Annotated in this window: 16 protein-coding genes; 8 read left to right on the top strand and 8 right to left on the bottom strand. The window is 64.5% G+C overall.

The genetic code is table 11. The annotated features are described in order from the left end of the window. Positions 1-76: 76 nt before the first annotated feature. The 3 genes from HZR14_RS13115 to HZR14_RS13125 form a co-directional block, all read right to left on the bottom strand. Positions 77-1,366 carry a hypothetical protein gene (locus HZR14_RS13115; protein ID WP_181693328.1) on the bottom strand — a complete coding sequence of 430 codons (1,290 nt, stop codon included), beginning with the start codon at positions 1,364-1,366 and terminating at the stop codon, positions 77-79. Next, positions 1,366-2,073 carry a hypothetical protein gene (locus tag HZR14_RS13120; protein ID WP_181693329.1) on the bottom strand — a complete coding sequence of 236 codons (708 nt, stop codon included), beginning with the start codon at positions 2,071-2,073 and terminating at the stop codon, positions 1,366-1,368. The genes HZR14_RS13115 and HZR14_RS13120 overlap by 1 nt, the downstream gene beginning before the upstream one ends. Positions 2,074-2,155: 82 nt before the next feature. Further along, on the bottom strand, positions 2,156-2,539 hold the full coding sequence (locus HZR14_RS13125; protein ID WP_181693330.1) for a DUF7994 family protein: 384 nt from the start codon (positions 2,537-2,539) through the stop codon (positions 2,156-2,158). 397 nt (positions 2,540-2,936) lie between these two features. On the opposite strand from HZR14_RS13125, the gene HZR14_RS13130 reads away from it, so the two are divergent. From HZR14_RS13130 to HZR14_RS13145, 4 genes are all read left to right on the top strand, one after another. Continuing rightward, the gene (locus tag HZR14_RS13130) at positions 2,937-3,386 is read left to right on the top strand and encodes a universal stress protein (RefSeq protein ID WP_181693331.1); all 450 of its coding nucleotides are present in this window, start codon (positions 2,937-2,939) and stop codon (positions 3,384-3,386) included. A 228-nt stretch (positions 3,387-3,614) separates the two neighbouring features. Next, the gene (locus HZR14_RS13135; RefSeq protein WP_181693332.1) at positions 3,615-4,040 is read left to right on the top strand and encodes a CBS domain-containing protein; all 426 of its coding nucleotides are present in this window, start codon (positions 3,615-3,617) and stop codon (positions 4,038-4,040) included. Between the two features lie 295 nt (positions 4,041-4,335). Beyond that, entirely contained in the window at positions 4,336-4,674 is a 339-nt protein-coding gene (locus HZR14_RS13140; RefSeq protein WP_181693333.1) for a helix-turn-helix transcriptional regulator, read from the top strand. A gap of 266 nt (positions 4,675-4,940) precedes the next feature. After that, on the top strand, positions 4,941-5,735 hold the full coding sequence (locus HZR14_RS13145) for a PHP domain-containing protein (protein WP_181693334.1): 795 nt from the start codon (positions 4,941-4,943) through the stop codon (positions 5,733-5,735). A gap of 13 nt (positions 5,736-5,748) precedes the next feature. Here HZR14_RS13145 and HZR14_RS13150 read toward each other — a convergent pair whose 3' ends face one another. Then, on the bottom strand, positions 5,749-6,777 hold the full coding sequence (locus tag HZR14_RS13150) for a sensor histidine kinase (RefSeq protein ID WP_181693335.1): 1,029 nt from the start codon (positions 6,775-6,777) through the stop codon (positions 5,749-5,751). Positions 6,778-6,842: 65 nt separating this feature from the next. After that, positions 6,843-9,086: a PAS domain S-box protein gene (locus HZR14_RS13155; protein WP_181693336.1), complete on the bottom strand. Its 2,244-nt coding sequence runs from the start codon at positions 9,084-9,086 to the stop codon at positions 6,843-6,845. Positions 9,087-9,597: 511 nt separating this feature from the next. Between HZR14_RS13155 and HZR14_RS13160 the strand changes: the two genes are divergently transcribed. Continuing rightward, entirely contained in the window at positions 9,598-10,062 is a 465-nt protein-coding gene (locus HZR14_RS13160) for a metal-dependent transcriptional regulator (RefSeq protein WP_181693337.1), read from the top strand. A 166-nt stretch (positions 10,063-10,228) separates the two neighbouring features. On the opposite strand, the gene HZR14_RS13165 is transcribed toward HZR14_RS13160, so the two are convergent. Further along, positions 10,229-10,513, bottom strand: a complete 285-nt coding sequence (locus HZR14_RS13165; RefSeq protein ID WP_181693338.1) for a hypothetical protein — start codon at positions 10,511-10,513, stop codon at positions 10,229-10,231. 291 nt (positions 10,514-10,804) lie between these two features. Here HZR14_RS13165 and HZR14_RS14675 point away from each other — a divergent pair, with 291 nt between their 5' ends. Together HZR14_RS14675 and HZR14_RS13175 are read left to right on the top strand one after the other, a co-directional pair. Continuing rightward, complete coding sequence (locus HZR14_RS14675; RefSeq protein WP_181693339.1) at positions 10,805-11,548, top strand: high-potential iron-sulfur protein; 744 nt, start codon at positions 10,805-10,807, stop codon at positions 11,546-11,548. 108 nt (positions 11,549-11,656) lie between these two features. Next, positions 11,657-12,169, top strand: a complete 513-nt coding sequence (locus HZR14_RS13175) for a plastocyanin/azurin family copper-binding protein (protein WP_181693340.1) — start codon at positions 11,657-11,659, stop codon at positions 12,167-12,169. 150 nt (positions 12,170-12,319) lie between these two features. Here HZR14_RS13175 and HZR14_RS13180 read toward each other — a convergent pair whose 3' ends face one another. Beyond that, positions 12,320-12,754 carry a hypothetical protein gene (locus tag HZR14_RS13180; RefSeq protein WP_220132574.1) on the bottom strand — a complete coding sequence of 145 codons (435 nt, stop codon included), beginning with the start codon at positions 12,752-12,754 and terminating at the stop codon, positions 12,320-12,322. A 109-nt stretch (positions 12,755-12,863) separates the two neighbouring features. Here HZR14_RS13180 and HZR14_RS13185 point away from each other — a divergent pair, with 109 nt between their 5' ends. Continuing rightward, entirely contained in the window at positions 12,864-14,435 is a 1,572-nt protein-coding gene (locus HZR14_RS13185) for a rhomboid family intramembrane serine protease (protein WP_181693341.1), read from the top strand. 33 nt (positions 14,436-14,468) lie between these two features. On the opposite strand, the gene HZR14_RS13190 is transcribed toward HZR14_RS13185, so the two are convergent. Beyond that, positions 14,469-16,496 (bottom strand): DEAD/DEAH box helicase, encoded by a 2,028-nt coding sequence (locus HZR14_RS13190; RefSeq protein WP_181693342.1) that lies wholly within the window; start codon positions 16,494-16,496, stop codon positions 14,469-14,471. Positions 16,497-16,520: the final 24 nt, after the last annotated feature.

The raw sequence follows: 16,520 nt of genomic DNA on the forward strand, positions 1-16,520 counted from the left end.
ATGCAAGCGGTGTCTTCGGGACCGGCATCGGCGGGGTGATCTGCCGTTTTCGACGCCTTCGACCCCGAGCGCCGCCTCAGGTCTCGAAGGCGTCGGCTACCTGCCGACATGCGGCCGGGGCGCTCCGGGCCCGCACGGTCGCGGCGACGTATCGGCGGACGGGCGCGTCGAGTCGGGCCGCCCGGACGCTCCGCCGGTAGCGGGCCAGTTCGTCGTCGGCGTGTGTGACCAGGACCGCCGCGTCGGCGAGCACGCCGCGGGCGAGCGCCGGTTCGGGGCTCTCCTCGAGTGCGGTTCGGATCGCCGAGACCGCCTCCGACCGGACGGTTCGGACGTCCGATCCGCTCGTCGCGCGAAACCGCTCGCCGTCCTCGATGCGGCGTAGGACCCGGTCGTGGGCGAGAAACGCCGTGATGCCGGCCACCGCGTCGACGACCGTCTCGGCCGGAGCGCCCCCGGAGGCGTTTTCGGCGCTCGACTCGGCGTCCCGACGGAGGCGGTGTCGGAGCCGGTCGACCGGGGCACCACCGGCCTCGGTCGGTTCGGGCGGAAGCGCTTCCCGTCGGCGACCGAGGTCGGCGGTCAGCGACTCGGCCGCGGCCCCGAGCGTCGCCGTGACGGTGCCGGCGTTCGGGGGGAGAGCGGTCTCAAACCGGTCATAGAGATACCGGCTGTCGTCGAGGGCGGCCCGCCCCGACTCGGCGTGTTCGCCCCACCTGGCGACGGTCAAGAGCGCACCGGGACGCCCGCCGATCGCTGGGGTGCGGTCCTCTATGATACGCCGGAGCGTCCTCTCGATGTGGGCGTGAGCGACAGCGGCACGGACCGGATCGTCGCCGAGATACTCGTGGGTCGATCGGAACGTTTCGGCCTCGCTTGCGGTCGCCCGCCGCTCCTCGCGCAGCGCCGTCTCGGCCCGGCCGTCCTCGACGAACGCCCACCCTTCGGCGGCGTACCGCGCCTCGGCACGCGCGCGACGGAGCGACAGCATCGCCGACAGCCGGGTCGTCGCCGACCGGGCGTCGTCGAGGTGATCGGTCGCCGCCTCGGACGCCTCCAGGAGCTCGTGTCTGATCGACCCGTTCGGCACGTCGGACGGCCCGAACGGCGTCGGGAGCGTCGCGAGCAGATCGGTGACGCGGGCCGCCGTCCGTCCGAGCCGCTCGCGCTCGATGTCGACCGGGACGGCGTCCTCGACGGCCGGCTTCGACTCCCCCGCACCCGGGACGTCCGGAAGCCGACCGACGGGGATCGGATCGGTATCCCTCCCCGATCGCGACCCGATTTCGCCACAGCCGGCGAGCGCCGTCGCGCCGACACCGGCGGCGAGCAGGAACGTCCGACGTGTCGGTGACGGACCGGTCATCACTCTGTCCCCTCCCTTCGGGCGTCGGTCGGGGATATCCCGGTGGCGGCGTCGGGGCCGGGCCGTCCGACACCGGCGGGGCCGTCCCCGTCACAGCGACCGCGTTCGCTGGTGCTCGATCCGTACGAATCGACGTCGTCTCTCCGGAGACCGTCGGGGATCCGAACGAGGCGGGATTCGAAGACGTCCTCGTCGGCCGAACAGCGCGCGTCGTAGGGGCGACGCTGACGGACGTACGCCGTCCGGACCGCCGTCGGCGTCCAGGAGATGCCGCAGAGCCGCAGTCGAAAACACGCCTCGACCGGCTTGGTCTCGAGGTAGAGCGTCTCGGAACCGAACGCCGTCGCCGAGCGGAACGACGAGACCGCGTCCGCGTCGACGCCATCGGCGACGGTGAGCCGTCTGGCCCGCGATCGCGTATCGATAACGGCGTGGGACGATCGGGTGGGGTGACGCCCCCGGCGGGCCGAGGCGGCCGGCGTCCCGCTCGGATCGCCCAGCCGGATCGGGTGGCCGTCCGTATCGCCCCGAAGCGACACCGTGTCGGGGTCGGTCTCGGTCGTTCCGCCGGGGAGCGTCCCGCCGGAACGTTCGGAGACCGACCTGGAGGAGCTCGATTCGTCGCCGAGCAGCCGACCGCAACCGGCCGTACCGACGGCCGCGGCGGCGACCGTCCGGAGGAGGCGGCGTCGCGTTGGGGGAGTCATCGTGGTGTTGCGGATTGGCACACCGTCGGGTAAATCGCTTGTGGAGGGTCAAACGTGCGTGGTAGCGTTCGGGGCCGTCGGCCTAGTCGAGTCGCGTCCCCCGGCTGTACCGTCCGTGGAAGACGAGCATGTCGAAGCCGAGCGCGGCCAGCGAGAGGCCACCGATGCCGGTCACGGCGAGAAAGAGCGTCCCGTCGCTGCTCCCGGCGGACCCGAGCGGGAGCGACAGGCCGAGGAGAACGGTTCCGAGGCCGTTCCAGCGATACCACGCCCAGCGGTCGGTCAGTTGGCTGTCGGTCGCTGCCACCACGTCACAGACACCGGCCGCCCCCAGAAGCGCCGCTTGAGCGAGAACGACCGGCGTCTCGAGGCGACCGACGCTGAACAGCGCAAGCGCACCCCCGGCGACGACGAGCAAGAACACCCCGAGAACGGCGCTGAGTCGACGGTCGCGTCGTTCGTTCATCCGTGGTCGAACCGCGGCCGCAGATCGGGGCGTCGGGCCGTACTTCCGGCGGGAGGTCGATACCGTGTCCGGACGCTACCGGGATCCGAACCGCTCGCGGTCGGTCCCGCGACTGGTATCAGTTCGTTGGCGGGCATACGTCTCCCCGAGTGACCGCCACACGTATAAGTGCTGTCACGGGCCGGATTCGAAGGGATCACCGACCCGGAGTCCGGAACCGAGCAACACGGACTGGAACCGAGCAACACGGACTGGAACCGAGCAACACGGACTGGAACCGAGCAACACGGACCGGGGGGGGAACTCAGAGACCCCATTGCCGACCCGCTCGCCCCCGGTTCTCGGAATTCGGGAATTCGGCCGGTACGTTTTTATCGTCGAGTACGTTCAGTTTCGCATGGGTCTCGATCACGTACTCGTCCCGATGGACGGCTCTCCGCTCTCGAAACAGGCGCTCCGGATCGCGCTGGAGGAGTACCCGGATACGGCGGTAACCGTTCTCCACGTGATCGATCCGAGCGAGCCGGGCTACAGCTACCCGGCCGAGTTCGATCCGGACGTCGAACCGCTACACGGATCCGAGGAGTGGTACGAACGGGCCGAAGAACTCGAAGACGAGTTGTTATCCGAAGCGGAAGGGACCGCCGAGGACTACGATGCGGAACTCACACTCGAAACCGCCGTCGGAACCCCCGGCCGTGAGATCGTCGATCTCGCCTCGGAGTCCGACATCGATCAGATAATCATTGGCAGCCACGGCCGCAGCGACGAGGAGGAACCGCTGCTCGGGAGCGTCACAGAGACCGTCGTCTTTCGGTCCCCGGTCCGTGTCCTGCTCGTCCGGTAGGGTCGCGTCCCGCCCACCGCCGGGGACCGCTTCGGGGTCACCGCCGGGACGGAATCCCCCGTCGAACGGCGTCGAAGCGAGCGGACCCGTTGTCGTGGGGGAGACGGCGGTGCAGTCGGGAACTGAAGCGGGCGCAACGTATATATACCCCGAACGTTCCAGGTATATGAAAATAGCCCTTTCAACATAAGCCATCCGGCCGGCAGGGTCTACCCGGAGGTACAACATATGCCAGTTCGAGACCTCGCTCGGGACGACGTCGTCGATGCGAGCCCGGAAACGGCCGTTTCGGAGCTTGCCCGAACGATGCGGGACGAATCCGTCGGAAGCATCGTTATCACGGACGACGACGACGTCCCGGTCGGGATCGTCACCGATCGCGATCTGACAACACGGGTATTGGCCGCCGGGGAGAGCCCGGACGACCAAACCGCCGAGGACGTCATGTCGACGGACCTCTGTGCGGTCGGCGAAGATGCGGGGTTCTACGACGCCGCACAGGCGATGAGCGAAAACGGTGTCCGGAGGCTCCCGGTCTGTGCCGAAAACGACGAGATCGCCGGGATCATCACCGCGGACGACTTGACCGAACTCCTCGCCGACGAGAACCAACAGCTCGCGGAGGTCATCCGGGCCCAACGGCCCCCATACTGAGCTGGAGTAGCGTCCCGAGGCCCGGTCATCGTCGAACCGCGCGGTGCTGGACGACAATAGCCCCTTCCGCGTGGGACCGCCGTCCGGAGCGACGTACTCCGCAACCGTAGCGGTGTGAGCGTCACAATACTGCGGCGGTCAGTAGTACGGCCGAAAGCACGAAAAACGAAAATAAAAATCGCCATGTGGGACGCTAAAATCACGAAATGAGTGTTTTCAGGCTGTTTCAAGGTTTGGGACGTCGGGACAACATTTATTTTCTACTTGGGTCTTCGTTCAGATAGGGGTGGTCACAATGCACCAGAATACACAATTCAGAAACGCGGAAGGGGTGTCGGACCCGAGCGAGCGGGAATCCCCGGTCTCGGTTCTCGGTACGCTCGCCGACAGCGAGTCGCGGGCGATTCTCGAAGCCACCGCGACGGAGCCGAAGTCGATCGCCGAACTGGTCGACGAGTGCAGGCTCTCGACCGCGACAGCCTACCGGAAAGTCGACGCACTCGTCGATATCGGGCTGCTCGACGAGCGGGTCCGGATCCGTTCGGACGGACGAAACGCCGCCGAATACGCGATGAAACCGGGGGAGATCACCATCACCCTCGACGATAGTGAGGGCTTACGGATCGAGTATTGAAACCCGAACGGTTGTCGACAACGTGGCGGTATTCGAGTCCCGTATGCCGACTCAGGTATCGAACACGGACGGTGTGCCGCCCTTTCGTGTGTGTTTCATACTGCCGGCGATCCCTGCTCGACGTCACTCGTGTGCCGGTGCCGCGATCGTGTCACGATCTATCGCCGTTCGAAGGCCCCACTCGACGGCGTGGGGTCGGCCCCTCGCCGGTCGATCCGATCGGATCGACCCCGGAGTACTTCACTGCGTGCTCCCTCCTAGACGCTATGTGCGCGCAGTTGATCGCCGACCTCCACGTCCATACGACGGCCTCGGACGGAACGCTCGAAATCGACGATCTCCCGGCGGCGGCGGCGGAGGCGGGCTTGGAGTGGATCGCGGTCACCGATCACGATCTCGCCCATCCCGACCTGTCCGATCCCGTGAGCACCTGCGACGGCGTCAACGTCATCCGGGGTATCGAACTCCGGGTCCAAGACGAGACGCAGCGGATCGATCTCCTGGGCTACGGCGTCGAACCGACCGCCGAGTTACGCGAGGAGATACGCCGACTCCAGACCGACCGTATCGAACGCACCCGTCGGATCGTCGACCGCGTCGAACACAGAGCGGGCGTCGAGATCGACGTCACGTTCGAAGAGGGTGTGGGTCGTCCACACGTCGCGCGGGCGATCGAGGCGAGCGATGCACCGTACGATTACGACGACGCGTTCTCCGAACTCATCGGCGACGGCTGTCCGTGTTACGTACCGCGTGCCGTCACCCCACTGGAGAAGGGGATCAGACTACTCGAGGACGCCTGTCGGGTCGTCGGCCTGGCGCATCCGCTCCGCTACGGTGATCCCGAGGCCGCACTCGAGCGCACGGCAGGACTCGATGCGGTCGAGCGCTACTACCCGTACGAGACCCCGGTCGAAACGGCCATCGTCGACGACGCGGTCGAGCGATACGACCTCCTCCGAACGGGGGGGAGCGACGCGCACGGAACGACACTCGGAGCGTCAGGGCTCTCGGAGACGCCGTTCGAGGCGTTCCAGAGGCGGGTCCTGGACGCGGGGTGATCGCAGGGGTAGTTCACCGCCCGATATCCACGTTCGTGACTTCGAAACGGGCCCCACCATCGGGACGTTCGGAGATATCAATTTCCCAGCCGTGGGCATCCACGATTTCGTTGATAATGCATAGCCCGAGCCCCGTCCCGTCAGTGGCGGTAGAGTATCCGTGATCGAACACCCGCTGGCGTTCGTCCTCGGGAATCCCGGATCCGTTGTCGGAAACGTAAAATCCGTCATCGAGCGCTCCCACCCTGATAGTCACGTCCTCTGTATTGTGTTCGACCGCGTTTCGGACGAGATTCTCCAGTAACTCTTGGAGATGGCTTTCGTTTGCCCGAACGTTCTGTTCGGTATCGATCTCCAGCGTCGATTCAAACGTTTGGACGTTCCGCCAACAGCGGCTGACGGCCGATTCAAGCGCGACGGTCTGGATGTTCTCGACGGAGTTGGCTTTCTGCGTAAGCGAAAGGAGCTCCTCGATCATCGTTTCCATTCGATCGAGGGCCCCCTCGACGTGGCAGAGATGTTCGCTATTGCACTCGTTTTGGGCCAGATCGAGCCGTGCCTCGGCCACGGTCAGCGGGCTTCGGAGGTCGTGGGAGACTATGCTGGCGAAGTTTTCGAGCTGTTCGTTCTTGTCCTTCAATTCCTGTTCGTACTGCTTTCGTTGAGTGATATCCCTAGCGAATCCGGCGACAGCGACGAACTCGTTGTCTTCGTCGTACATCGGTCGTCCCTCCACCCAGACGCACCGTCGATACTCCTCCTCGTCGTTGACGCGAAATTCGGCCTCGATCGGTTCTTCATCGGAGAGTTGCTCCATTTTCGCTTTTACCTCCTCACGGTCAGCGGGATGGATCCCGTTCAGGAAGTCAGTAGGATCGTCTTCAAGCGTACGTATCGACCGGTTCCAGACGTCCTCGTACGCGCCGTCAACGAATCGCAGTTCGTCCCAATCGGGCGAGAACATCCAAATGACGTCCGGACTATACTCTCCCAACTGCAGCAACAATTTTTCCGCCTCTTGGCTCGTTCTGTTCTGGTACATTCAGTTCGATTTACCACGTATATATTCGTAATTAATTGCGGTCGTCTTCCCTGGAATCATTTCAGTCAGTACTCCGTTCCCTCCACGGCGGCGGGAGACGTTTTGTGATCGGCCGTCGGGAGAACGATCGAAACGACACTCCCTCTGGGATCGTTATCCGTGATCGATATCTCGCCGCCGTTCCGGTTGGCGATCAAATAGATCCCCCACAGCCCGACCCCGGTGCTGTGCATGAGTGGCGTCTCGTCACCATTTTCAAGCACCTTACGCTCCAGATCGGGGATACCGGGACCGTTGTCCGCGACAGTGATTTCGGCCCGACCCGGTTCGTTTCTGCGTTGCACTGATACGACGACCTCCGGAGTTGCTCGGTCGTTATGTTCGATCGCATTCTCAATTATCATGTGTAACGCCTCTCCGATCGAGGTATCGGCATAGACCCACACGTCCGATTGGACGTCGGTGGTGATTTCCGCGTCGGGATGGATCTCCCGAATACGGGTGACGCTTTGGTCGACCAACTCGGGGAGCTGTTTCGGGGATCGAACGGTGTCGCGCTGGAGTATCCGGTTGAGCCCCTTGGCCTCTTCGCTCCAGTGTTCGAGGGTTCGTGCCTGTTCGGCGATCGTTTCGGCCTGCCCCTGGAGTGACGTGTCGTCGAGGTCGGTGGCCAGGAGGTTGGCGTGACCACCGATGGCGTTCACCGTGTTTCGGATGTTGTGCCGAAGAACGCGGTTCAGAACCGTCAACTGCTGTTCCCTCCGGATTCGATCGCCGACGCCGGCAAATATTTGAACCACACCTGCGAACCGGTCGTTCCCGTCGAACAACGGTTTTGCCCAGAGGTGGACCGTGATCTGTGATCCGTCCTTTCGTTGCCGCGTCGCCTCGAGGGACTCGAAGTATTGGCCTTCGGAGGGATCACGGAGTCGGTCATAAATCCCGCCAGGCTCGCCGTCCGGGGCGACAGGTGACACTTCCCCGAGAACGTCCTCTTCGCCGTATCCGAAGAGCTCCTCGGCTTCTCGGTTCCACAGTTCGACTTCACCGTCCTCGTCGAGATGGACGATTCCGAGCGGTGCGGCATCGATCACCGCTTGTAACAATTGTGTCGTTTCACGTAGCCGCTGTTCGCGCTGTATCCGTTCGGTGATATCCCGTCCGATACCGACCAGACCGAGAGTGTCCCCGTTGCGGTCGTTTAACGGTTTCGTACGGAACTCGTATGGGATGGTATCGCCCGACTTCGTGACTAACTCGGCTTCCGCCGTACCGACGGCGTCCTCTTCGAGGGTGGCTTGGATGGCCGTATCGATCCGCGAGTGCTCGTCATCGGTGAAGAAATCGAGCGCGGACATGGACGCGAGTTCCTCGTCGCCGTATCCGGTCGCCTTCGTGACCTGGGTGTTCCAGTGATCGAGGTCCCCCGACGGATCGAGCACGTAGAACAGGTCGGGCACCGCATCGAGTGCTGAATCGAGGAAGTCGTACGTCCGCCGGAGTTCGCGTTCTTGCTCTTTGCGCTCGGAGACGTCGGCCGCCGTAATGATCGTTCGGTGGAGCGTCTGTTCGGCATCGAAGACCGGTGCCGTTCCGATACTGACGTCGACGAGCGCTCCGTCTCTCGTCTCCCGTCGGGTTTCTACACCCTCGATCGTTTCGCCGCTGTTTGCGCGGGTGAGGTGCCGTTGAAATTCATCCTCTTTACACTCCGGAACGATGGGGTACGGCTCGCCGATGACTTCCTCTTCGTCCCACCCAAAGATCGTTTCGGCCGCGGTATTCCATCGCTGGACGGTACCGTCCCGGTCGATCGAGATGATCGCGACCGGCGAGGCATCGAGCAGCGTCTGAAGTCGGTGAGCAGTGGCCCGTTCGTCCGCGTGTTTCCGCTGACGCCGGAGGTCGTAGACGCCGGTGAGAAACCCCCCGAACGCCCCGACGCCCGCGACCCACGTGATCACGAGAACAGGACGCGCAAGGGCGACACCGTGGGCCCGCTGAAACACCACAGTCAACACCGCAAGGCCGGTAATCGGAAGAGACCCCCCTACACACCAAGAGACGATCCGCCATATTTGATCGGCAGTGGGGTCGAGTTGAACGAGCCAGTAGCTGCTGAACAGCAGTGGTACTGACAAGAACGTGACGGCGAGAAGGCTGACTAGCCGCCCGATAAATGGAATCTCCGGTCGGAGCAGGTACCGGACGGTGAGACCCCCGAGCAAGAGCCCGGGGGCCAGTATCGCCGTGTGCCCGAGTCGACGTTTCGAGTCCGAATAGATCCCCCACATCGTGCGTGTCTTCAAACGCAATATGACCCCGGCGTGACGGGCTCTATGTTCCCGTCACCGACGAGACGTCCGCCATCCGCCCCGGCGAACGCTCCGATATTCTGGCGTGAACCAAGCGGCCGAAGCCTTGGTCCGCTCGTTCGATTATGAACCCCGGTATCGGGATCGAACGGCGGATTCGATAGCTCTATTATTATAGTTGTGGTACGGCGGTCGAATAACATGGTAACACTAGCCTTTATCAAGTTCGTATATAGTATATCCTATAGGCGTCTCCTATAACGTGGGACAGCTGATCGGATACACATTATATATGTCGTATTTATTATAATCCGCGGTCGTGACATAAACGACGGGTCGGGAAACGGTCGGGCAGCATCCCGTTCATACGGGCTGTCGTCGTCCGAGTGCGGTCACCGCCTGTACCGTGCCGACGGCGACCGTTCCATCGGCACACCGGACCGTATCGAGGCGGGCGAAGGGATTCGGGGCCACGCTTTCAAACGTGGATGAGGGACCATGACGTATGGCTTCGGACCCCCAAACCGGGACGTCGTCGCGCAAGCCGTCGCTGTCGGACGTAGAGCGCAGCGCAGCGCGCTATCTCTTCGCAATCGCGATGCTCTCCGGATCCGGTAGCGACCGGGTCACGACCGGCGAGTTACAAAAGTATCTGGACGTCGCCCCTGCTAGTGTCACGGGGATGATCTCGAAGCTCGCCGACCGGGGACTGATCGAGTACGAGAAGTATCAGGGGGTGACGCTGACGGACCGGGGGGAGACCATCGCAACGCGGGCAGGCTGGCGGTTTTGCGTCGTTTCGACCTTCTTCGATTCGGTGTTGGGTACGACACTCGACGAGGAGATGGCGTTCGATATCGGGATCGTGCTCCCGAAACGCGGGGTGTTCCGCCTCCGGAGCCTCGCCGATTCGGCGTGTCTGGATCTCTGCCCCGAATCGAACGACGATGCCGATCGAGGCGTGGCGTGAGCGAAGCGTTCGGGATCGACGACGGTCGCCGGTTCGCCGGCGGATTCGGGGACAGTGGACACGGCTCCCGCGGAACGCGGACGCGCTCATACTGCCGGCTGTCCGTCGCGACCGCCTGTCGCATCGCGGGGTCGCGACTCGCTCGCACTGGGGACAGCCAGCAGTATCACTCCGAGTCGACCGTAACGAAGTACGGCCCGTCCCAGTCGTTTACCCACGCCGGCGCTTCGGAGTGGTCCCGAAGACGGTTCGCCTCGTACGATTCGTCCTCCAGGACCGCCCCCGAGGGATCGGTTCCGTCGGCCCGCGGGACGGTGAAACCGGCCGCCTCACGGTCCTCGGCCGGGATCAACTGCTTGCGGCCCCACTCGTGGGCCTGGCCGGCCGAATCGACCCATTCTTGGGGATGAAACGTCACCTGGATGCGAGCCTCGGGTTCGGCTTCTGACATACCGTCGAGAACGGCGTCCATCACCATAGTCGCCGTGGCGAACGTCTTCGAGAGACGTCGACGCCGGGGGCGTTCGCTGGGACGCGACGGCAGCCCGTGCGGGACGGACGATTGACCACCGGATCCCCCGTCGAATGCCCGCGCTTCAGCCCGATGGCCGACGTTTTCAGGTCTTGGGAACAAACATCCGTATTATATATGAAAGATTTGAAATACGGAGGGATGTCAAAAAACAAATCATGGCGGAGGCACGGCCCGAACCGCGACACGTGGAGTCGACGGAGCTACCTCGTGGCGACTGTCGGCGTGGCGGCGTTGAGTGGCTGTTCGGGCGATACGGGTAACGGTGACGGAACGGCAGCCCCCGACGAGGGAGACGGCGAGGACGACGAGAACGGCGAGGACGAGGAGGAGGAAGAACGTCCCGAGGGGGTTTCCGCGGAGGAGTTCGAAAGCGGGCCGGTACCCGACGCGTATCTGTCCGCGACGTCGCTCGGGGGCGAACAGCGCGACCCCGACGGACTGCGTACGAAATCGGACGTGAGCTTCTCCGAATACGAGGACGCCCGAGAGATGGAAGCACATCAGCCGGGGACGTGCTGTGCGAACTGTGCGGACTACATCCCTGACAAGGACGGCGACGGGTTCGGTGCGTGTGCGGAGGTCGAGGGGTACGTCGGCCGGGAGGACTGGTGTACGATCTACGAGTCCTTGCCCGAACCGGAGGTCCCCGAGGGGATGTCCGAGGACGAACTGGCGACTGCCGAGGTTCCGGAACCGTACCGGACGGCGAGTTCACAGGTGGGTGAGACGCGCGACCCCGAGAACCTCTCGAGTCACGAGGACGTGGATCTGATGGAGTCCGTGGACGCGATCGAAGAGGGGGTGGCCCGACCGGGCCAGTCCTGCGGGAACTGCGCGGAGTTCGTCCCCGATAAAAACGGCGACACGTGGGGGGCCTGCGCGAAGGTGGAGGGGTATATCGCGGCCGAAGACTGGTGTGCCATCTGGGAGCACGTCAGCGAAGAGCTCTGATCGCGTTCCGGCGAACGGAGCCCCCGACGCCATCCTCGGGCCGTGATCGCAGCGCGCCCGATAGCGGGCCGTGGATTTAACTACGTCTTGCCGTATGTTCGTGACGTGATGGACCGATCAACACGCCGGCGCGTACTGGGTACGCTCGCCGGTACGGTAGCGATGGGGACGCTTGCCGGATGCAGTGGCGAAGGGGACGATTCGACCGATAACGACGGCGAGGACGGCGGAACGGGCGATAGTGAAGGCGGTGGGACGACCGATAGTGAAGACGGCGGAACGGGCGACGGCGAGAACGGCGAGGACGGCGGGACGGAGTCCGCAACGCCACAGGAGGAGACGGTCCTGGTCGGGCCGGACACACAGAACGTGTTCGAACCGGACTCCCTCGAGATTCCGGCGGGAACGCGGGTGCGGTTCGTCTGGGAGTCGTCCGGGCACAGCCTCCTCGTCGACAGCCAACCCGACGGGGCCGAGTGGGAAGGCGTCGAGGAGACCCAAAGCGAGGGGTACGAACACAGCCACACCTTCGATGTGTCCGGGACCTACGAGTACTACTGCGACGTACACCAGGGATTCGGCATGGAGGGCTCGATAACCGTCACGGACGCATCGGGGTGATCGTGAACGTCACGGGACTATCGTGAACGCTACGGAATCGTCGTGAACGTCACCGGACTATCGTGAACGCTACGGAATCGTCGTGAACGTCACGGGACTATCGTGAACGCTACGGAATCGTCGTGAACGTCACGGGGTGACGGTGGACCGTCACTCGGCGGTGGATTCCTCCTCGCGGGCGAGTTCCTGTTTGCCTCCGACGACGGCGTGAAGATGTTCGAGGACGGTTTTGATTCCACCTGCCTGGAACACCGTCGTGACGGCGTCCTCCTCTTTGGCCTCCTCTATCACCCGCTCGGTGTCGCCGACGGGAATCGGTAGTTCGACCGGTTCGTCGAGCAGATCCTCGTTTTCCTCGATCAGGTAGATGACCTCCTCTAGCTCCCGCTTGATGTACTCATACCGGTCGAGCTCCCCGGTGTCGTCGTCGATTATGAGCCGGCGGGTCCGACCGTCGTCGATGTCGAGCCTGAGGACGCCGCTCTCGAGGCGGTCCTCCTCGAGATACGAGGCCAGGACCTTCTCGAAGAAGTCGGTCGTCATCTGGTCGCCGCGCGGCTTCTCTTGGGGCGTGTCGTCCGCCATTGTATGTCGGGATGAATCAGACGCGATAAAAGAGCCCAGCGAAGAATCCCGAGGGCCGGGAACCGTATCCCCCGCGAGATTTATGTCAGGGGGTTCCCACCCACCGGACGTGGTGGATCGAGACGACCCCACCGAGCCGGCGCTGCGGACGGCGTCAGCAACGCGGCCGCCGGCGCTGTCTCACCTCCGAAACCGGCTGCAGTCCCGGTTCGTCCTCGGGGTGCCCTGGGGAACGATCGCGCTCTGTTGTCTCATCGGAACCGTCTATCTCGTCGTCCAGGACGGCCTCGGGGCGTGGGGGGAGCCCCTGACGATTCCATTCACGTCGTGGTCCTACCGTCACCCCCTCGGCGTCCTCCTCGGGCCGGTCGCCCACCAGGGGCCGGATCACCTTCTGGCGAACCTGACGGGGACGCTCGTGTTCGGATCGGTCGCCGAATACGTGTACGGTCACGGGTCCACTGGCGGGGGGCTTCGGAACGCCCCCGCCGTGCGAGCGTTCGTGATCTTTCCGGGGGTAGCGCTTCTCGCGGGCGTGGTATCGATCGCGTTCTCGTGGGGGCCGAGTATCGGCTTTTCGGACGTCGTCTATGCGTTCGCCGGCGTCGCGCTCGTTCGGTATCCCCTGGGCACTGTCGTTGCGATATCGGTCGGGGACGCACTTTCGGTCGTCCTTCGGGCGATCGAAGAACCCCTGTTCGTCGTCAGCCGAACGCCGGCGTCCGACCCGTGGTTCGTCGATACCGCCCTCCAGAGCCACACGTTCGGGCTGTTACTCGGTATCACCGCGGGGGTCGCCCTGCTGGTGGTCCGCGACGCCGATCCGCCGTCGGCGTTCCGGCTGTGGGTCGCGGCCGCGCTGTTCGGCTCCGTCCAGTCGTTGTGGGTGGTCTGGTGGCCTCGGGAGACGGCGTACGTCCTGGCCCGGGGGGCGGGCGTCCTCTTGGTCGGCTGTCTCGCGACGCTTATCACCACCGCGACAGTCGCCGCCACCAGTGGGCTCGGATCCGTCAGCGACGGGCGTGCTCGGCGGATCGGGTTCGCGCTGCTCGTCGTCCCGTTGGTCGTCATGGCCGCGGTAGCAGTGCCGATAAACGCAGCCACGGACGTGCGTGAACCGCCGGAGGCGAGGACGGTCGATGTCGGCGGATACGCGGTTACCTACGCCGAGGACGTCCCGAACGAGCGGCTGGCACCGTTCGCCGCGGTCACCGGCGAGCCAGCGACGACAAGCGGCGTCCTCGTCGTGGATCCGGACCGCGGCATCTGGACACGGCCGGTCTCGGCGGGCCGTCTCGAGAGCGACGGAACGGAGTCCATACGGGTGGGCGGTCTCGGCTGGGATCGGACCGTCTTCGTCGTCCGACGGGGCTGGCGGACGACGGGCGGCAACACGACGTTTCAGGTGTGGATCAACCCCAATCACGGGGGATTCAACCGGGTATACGCGTCGCCGCCGGCGCAAGCCGCGCCGGTCGTCGCCGGGCACAACGTCACGGTCGTTCCGTCGGGGATCCGGTTCCGGGTCCGGGTCACGCGCGCAAACGGGACCGTCGGGACGGCCCCGATCCCGGAGCGCGGCGAGAACGTTACCCTCGGTCCGGTTGAACTCAGACGCGACCGCGATCGGCTCATCGCCGTCACGGACGACACGCGGGTTCCGGTCGCAACTCGGCAATGAACGCCGCCCCTCCGGCGTTCACCGCGGGGGACGTCACCGTTCGCCGCGCAACTCGATCCCGGCGACGAGTTCGTCTGGATCCTCCCCGGACCGGATCGAATCCAGGATGAAAAAGGCCTCCGAGGGTTCGAGGAAGTGCTCGGTGATCGCCCGCCCCAGCGGCGTCGGGGCGAAGCCGTCGATGAACTCGTATTCGAGGAGCTTTCCGAGGGCGTGTTTCGTCGGGATCTCGCCGACCATTCGGTCGTTGAGCCGCTTTGCCCCCTTGCCGGCGACGGTGATGTTCGCGAGCGTCTCCTCGATCGCCGCCGTCTCGTCGTAGCGGGTGATCACCGGTTCCATCTGGCCTTTCAGCAGTTTGAACGCCACCTCGTCCTCGGAGCCGTCCATCGAACTGTGATACGAGCAGTCGGGTTCGACGAGGAGATACACCGTCCCCTGGTCGTGGTAATCGGGCCGGCCCGCCCGCCCGAGCATCTGTTCGAACTCCTGGACGGAGAGCCACTCGATGCCCATTGCGAGCGAATCGAAGATCACCTGCGAGGCGGGGAAGTCGACGCCGGCCGCGAGCGCGGCGGTCGTGACGACGGCGGCGAGATCCTGCTTTCCGAACGCCCGTTCGACGCGCTTTCGTTCGCCGTAATCGAGGCCGGCGTGGTACGGCGCGGAGTCGTATTCGAGGCGTCTGGAGATCTCGTGACAGCGACGACGGGAGTTCGTGAAGACGATCGTCTGGCCGCGATACCCCTTCGAGGACTTCGAGTCGAAGGCCCGCCTGACGAGTTTGTCCTCGATGTCGATCTTCTCGGATCCGCCGGCGAAGGTGACGTGGCGTTCGATCGGGACGGGGCGCTCCTCGAACTCGATCAGTTGGGCCCCGAGAGTGGTCGCGAGATCGGAGGCGTTGCCGACCGTCGCGGAGAGATACACCCACTGGGTGTCACAGGCGTTCGTCTCACAGTAGTGTTTCAGCCGCGAGACGAGGCCGTCGAGGCGGTGGCCGCGCTCCTCCTCGCCGAGGTTGTGGACCTCGTCGATGACGACCGTCCCGATGTCGCCGAGGTCTTTGCCGGTCCGGAGGGCGTGATCGATCCCCTCGTAGGTGCCGACGATCACGTCGGCACCCGGATCGAAGCGGTTGCCGGTATCCTTGATCCGGGAGGCACCGACGCGAATGCTCACGTCGAGGACGTCGCCGTACTCGTCCACGAAGTCCTCGTGTTTCTGGTTTGCGAGCGCGACGAGCGGGACGAGAAACAACAGTTTTCCCTCGCCTTTCAGCGCGCGGTCGATCCCCGCGAGTTCGCCGACGAGGGTCTTACCGGTCGCCGTCGCGCTGACGACGAGTTGGTCACGGCCCCCGAGCAGCCCGTTCCGGACGGCGAGACTCTGGACGGGCAGCAGTTCGTCGAACGTCTGGAGCCGCGATTTCAACTCGCCGTGAACGTCCAGTTCGCCTATGGGGACGAGGTCGATATCGTCGGTCGTCGCGCTGATCTCGTCGAACTTCGTCAGGTCGGGATCGAGTTGGCCGGACAGGAGGTTCGCGACGCGTTCGAGGTCGCCGACCTCGAGCAGAAGCTCCTCCAGCCGATCGCGGGCCCCCGATCGGAGCCCGCGGTAGTTGGCCTCCCGTTCGAGTTCGCGTTTCGCACAGTCCGGACAGATGTGTTCGTCGTCGGCTTTGATCGCGGTCTCGGACGTCAACGGCGAGTAACGCCCCCTTCCGGCGCAGTATCGACACGTCCGGACCTGTTTCGCCCCGAGCTGGTAGCCCCCGAACATCGCTTCGAGTTCCTCACGGCCCGCCCGCGAGGTCTGCTCGGAGATCCGGATACGCGACGCCCGTCGGGCCATCTCAACGAACTGCTCGGGCCGGCGCGGTACCTCGTCGTCGCCGTCCTTGACACGGAACCGGCCGGGGCGTGGGCCGGCATCCGTCTCCTGTAATTCGAGCCGGCCGCGGAACAGCCGGTCGCCGTCGCGGCGGACGACGACGGTGTAGCTGTCCCCGGACTCGTGTACGAACAGCGTTCCCACCTCGGCGACCTGTTTCGACACGTTCCCCCGTAGTCTGTGTGGGTA

Source organism: Natronomonas salinimetallica (assembly GCF_013839515.1).
Lineage (GTDB): Archaea > Halobacteriota > Halobacteria > Halobacteriales > Haloarculaceae > Natronomonas.

Bases quoted from the DNA above. Each gene is read 5' to 3' on its own strand.
- HZR14_RS13115 (WP_181693328.1), bottom strand. From the start codon at position 1,366: ATGACCGGTCCGTCACCGACACGTCGGACGTTCCTGCTCGCCGCCGGT.
- HZR14_RS13120 (WP_181693329.1), bottom strand. From the start codon at position 2,073: ATGACTCCCCCAACGCGACGCCGCCTCCTCCGGACGGTCGCCGCCGCG.
- HZR14_RS13125 (WP_181693330.1), bottom strand. From the start codon at position 2,539: ATGAACGAACGACGCGACCGTCGACTCAGCGCCGTTCTCGGGGTGTTC.
- HZR14_RS13130 (WP_181693331.1), top strand. From the start codon at position 2,937: ATGGGTCTCGATCACGTACTCGTCCCGATGGACGGCTCTCCGCTCTCG.
- HZR14_RS13135 (WP_181693332.1), top strand. From the start codon at position 3,615: ATGCCAGTTCGAGACCTCGCTCGGGACGACGTCGTCGATGCGAGCCCG.
- HZR14_RS13140 (WP_181693333.1), top strand. From the start codon at position 4,336: ATGCACCAGAATACACAATTCAGAAACGCGGAAGGGGTGTCGGACCCG.
- HZR14_RS13145 (WP_181693334.1), top strand. From the start codon at position 4,941: ATGTGCGCGCAGTTGATCGCCGACCTCCACGTCCATACGACGGCCTCG.
- HZR14_RS13150 (WP_181693335.1), bottom strand. From the start codon at position 6,777: ATGTACCAGAACAGAACGAGCCAAGAGGCGGAAAAATTGTTGCTGCAG.
- HZR14_RS13160 (WP_181693337.1), top strand. From the start codon at position 9,598: ATGGCTTCGGACCCCCAAACCGGGACGTCGTCGCGCAAGCCGTCGCTG.
- HZR14_RS13165 (WP_181693338.1), bottom strand. From the start codon at position 10,513: ATGTCAGAAGCCGAACCCGAGGCTCGCATCCAGGTGACGTTTCATCCC.
- HZR14_RS13175 (WP_181693340.1), top strand. From the start codon at position 11,657: ATGGACCGATCAACACGCCGGCGCGTACTGGGTACGCTCGCCGGTACG.
- HZR14_RS13180 (WP_220132574.1), bottom strand. From the start codon at position 12,754: ATGGCGGACGACACGCCCCAAGAGAAGCCGCGCGGCGACCAGATGACG.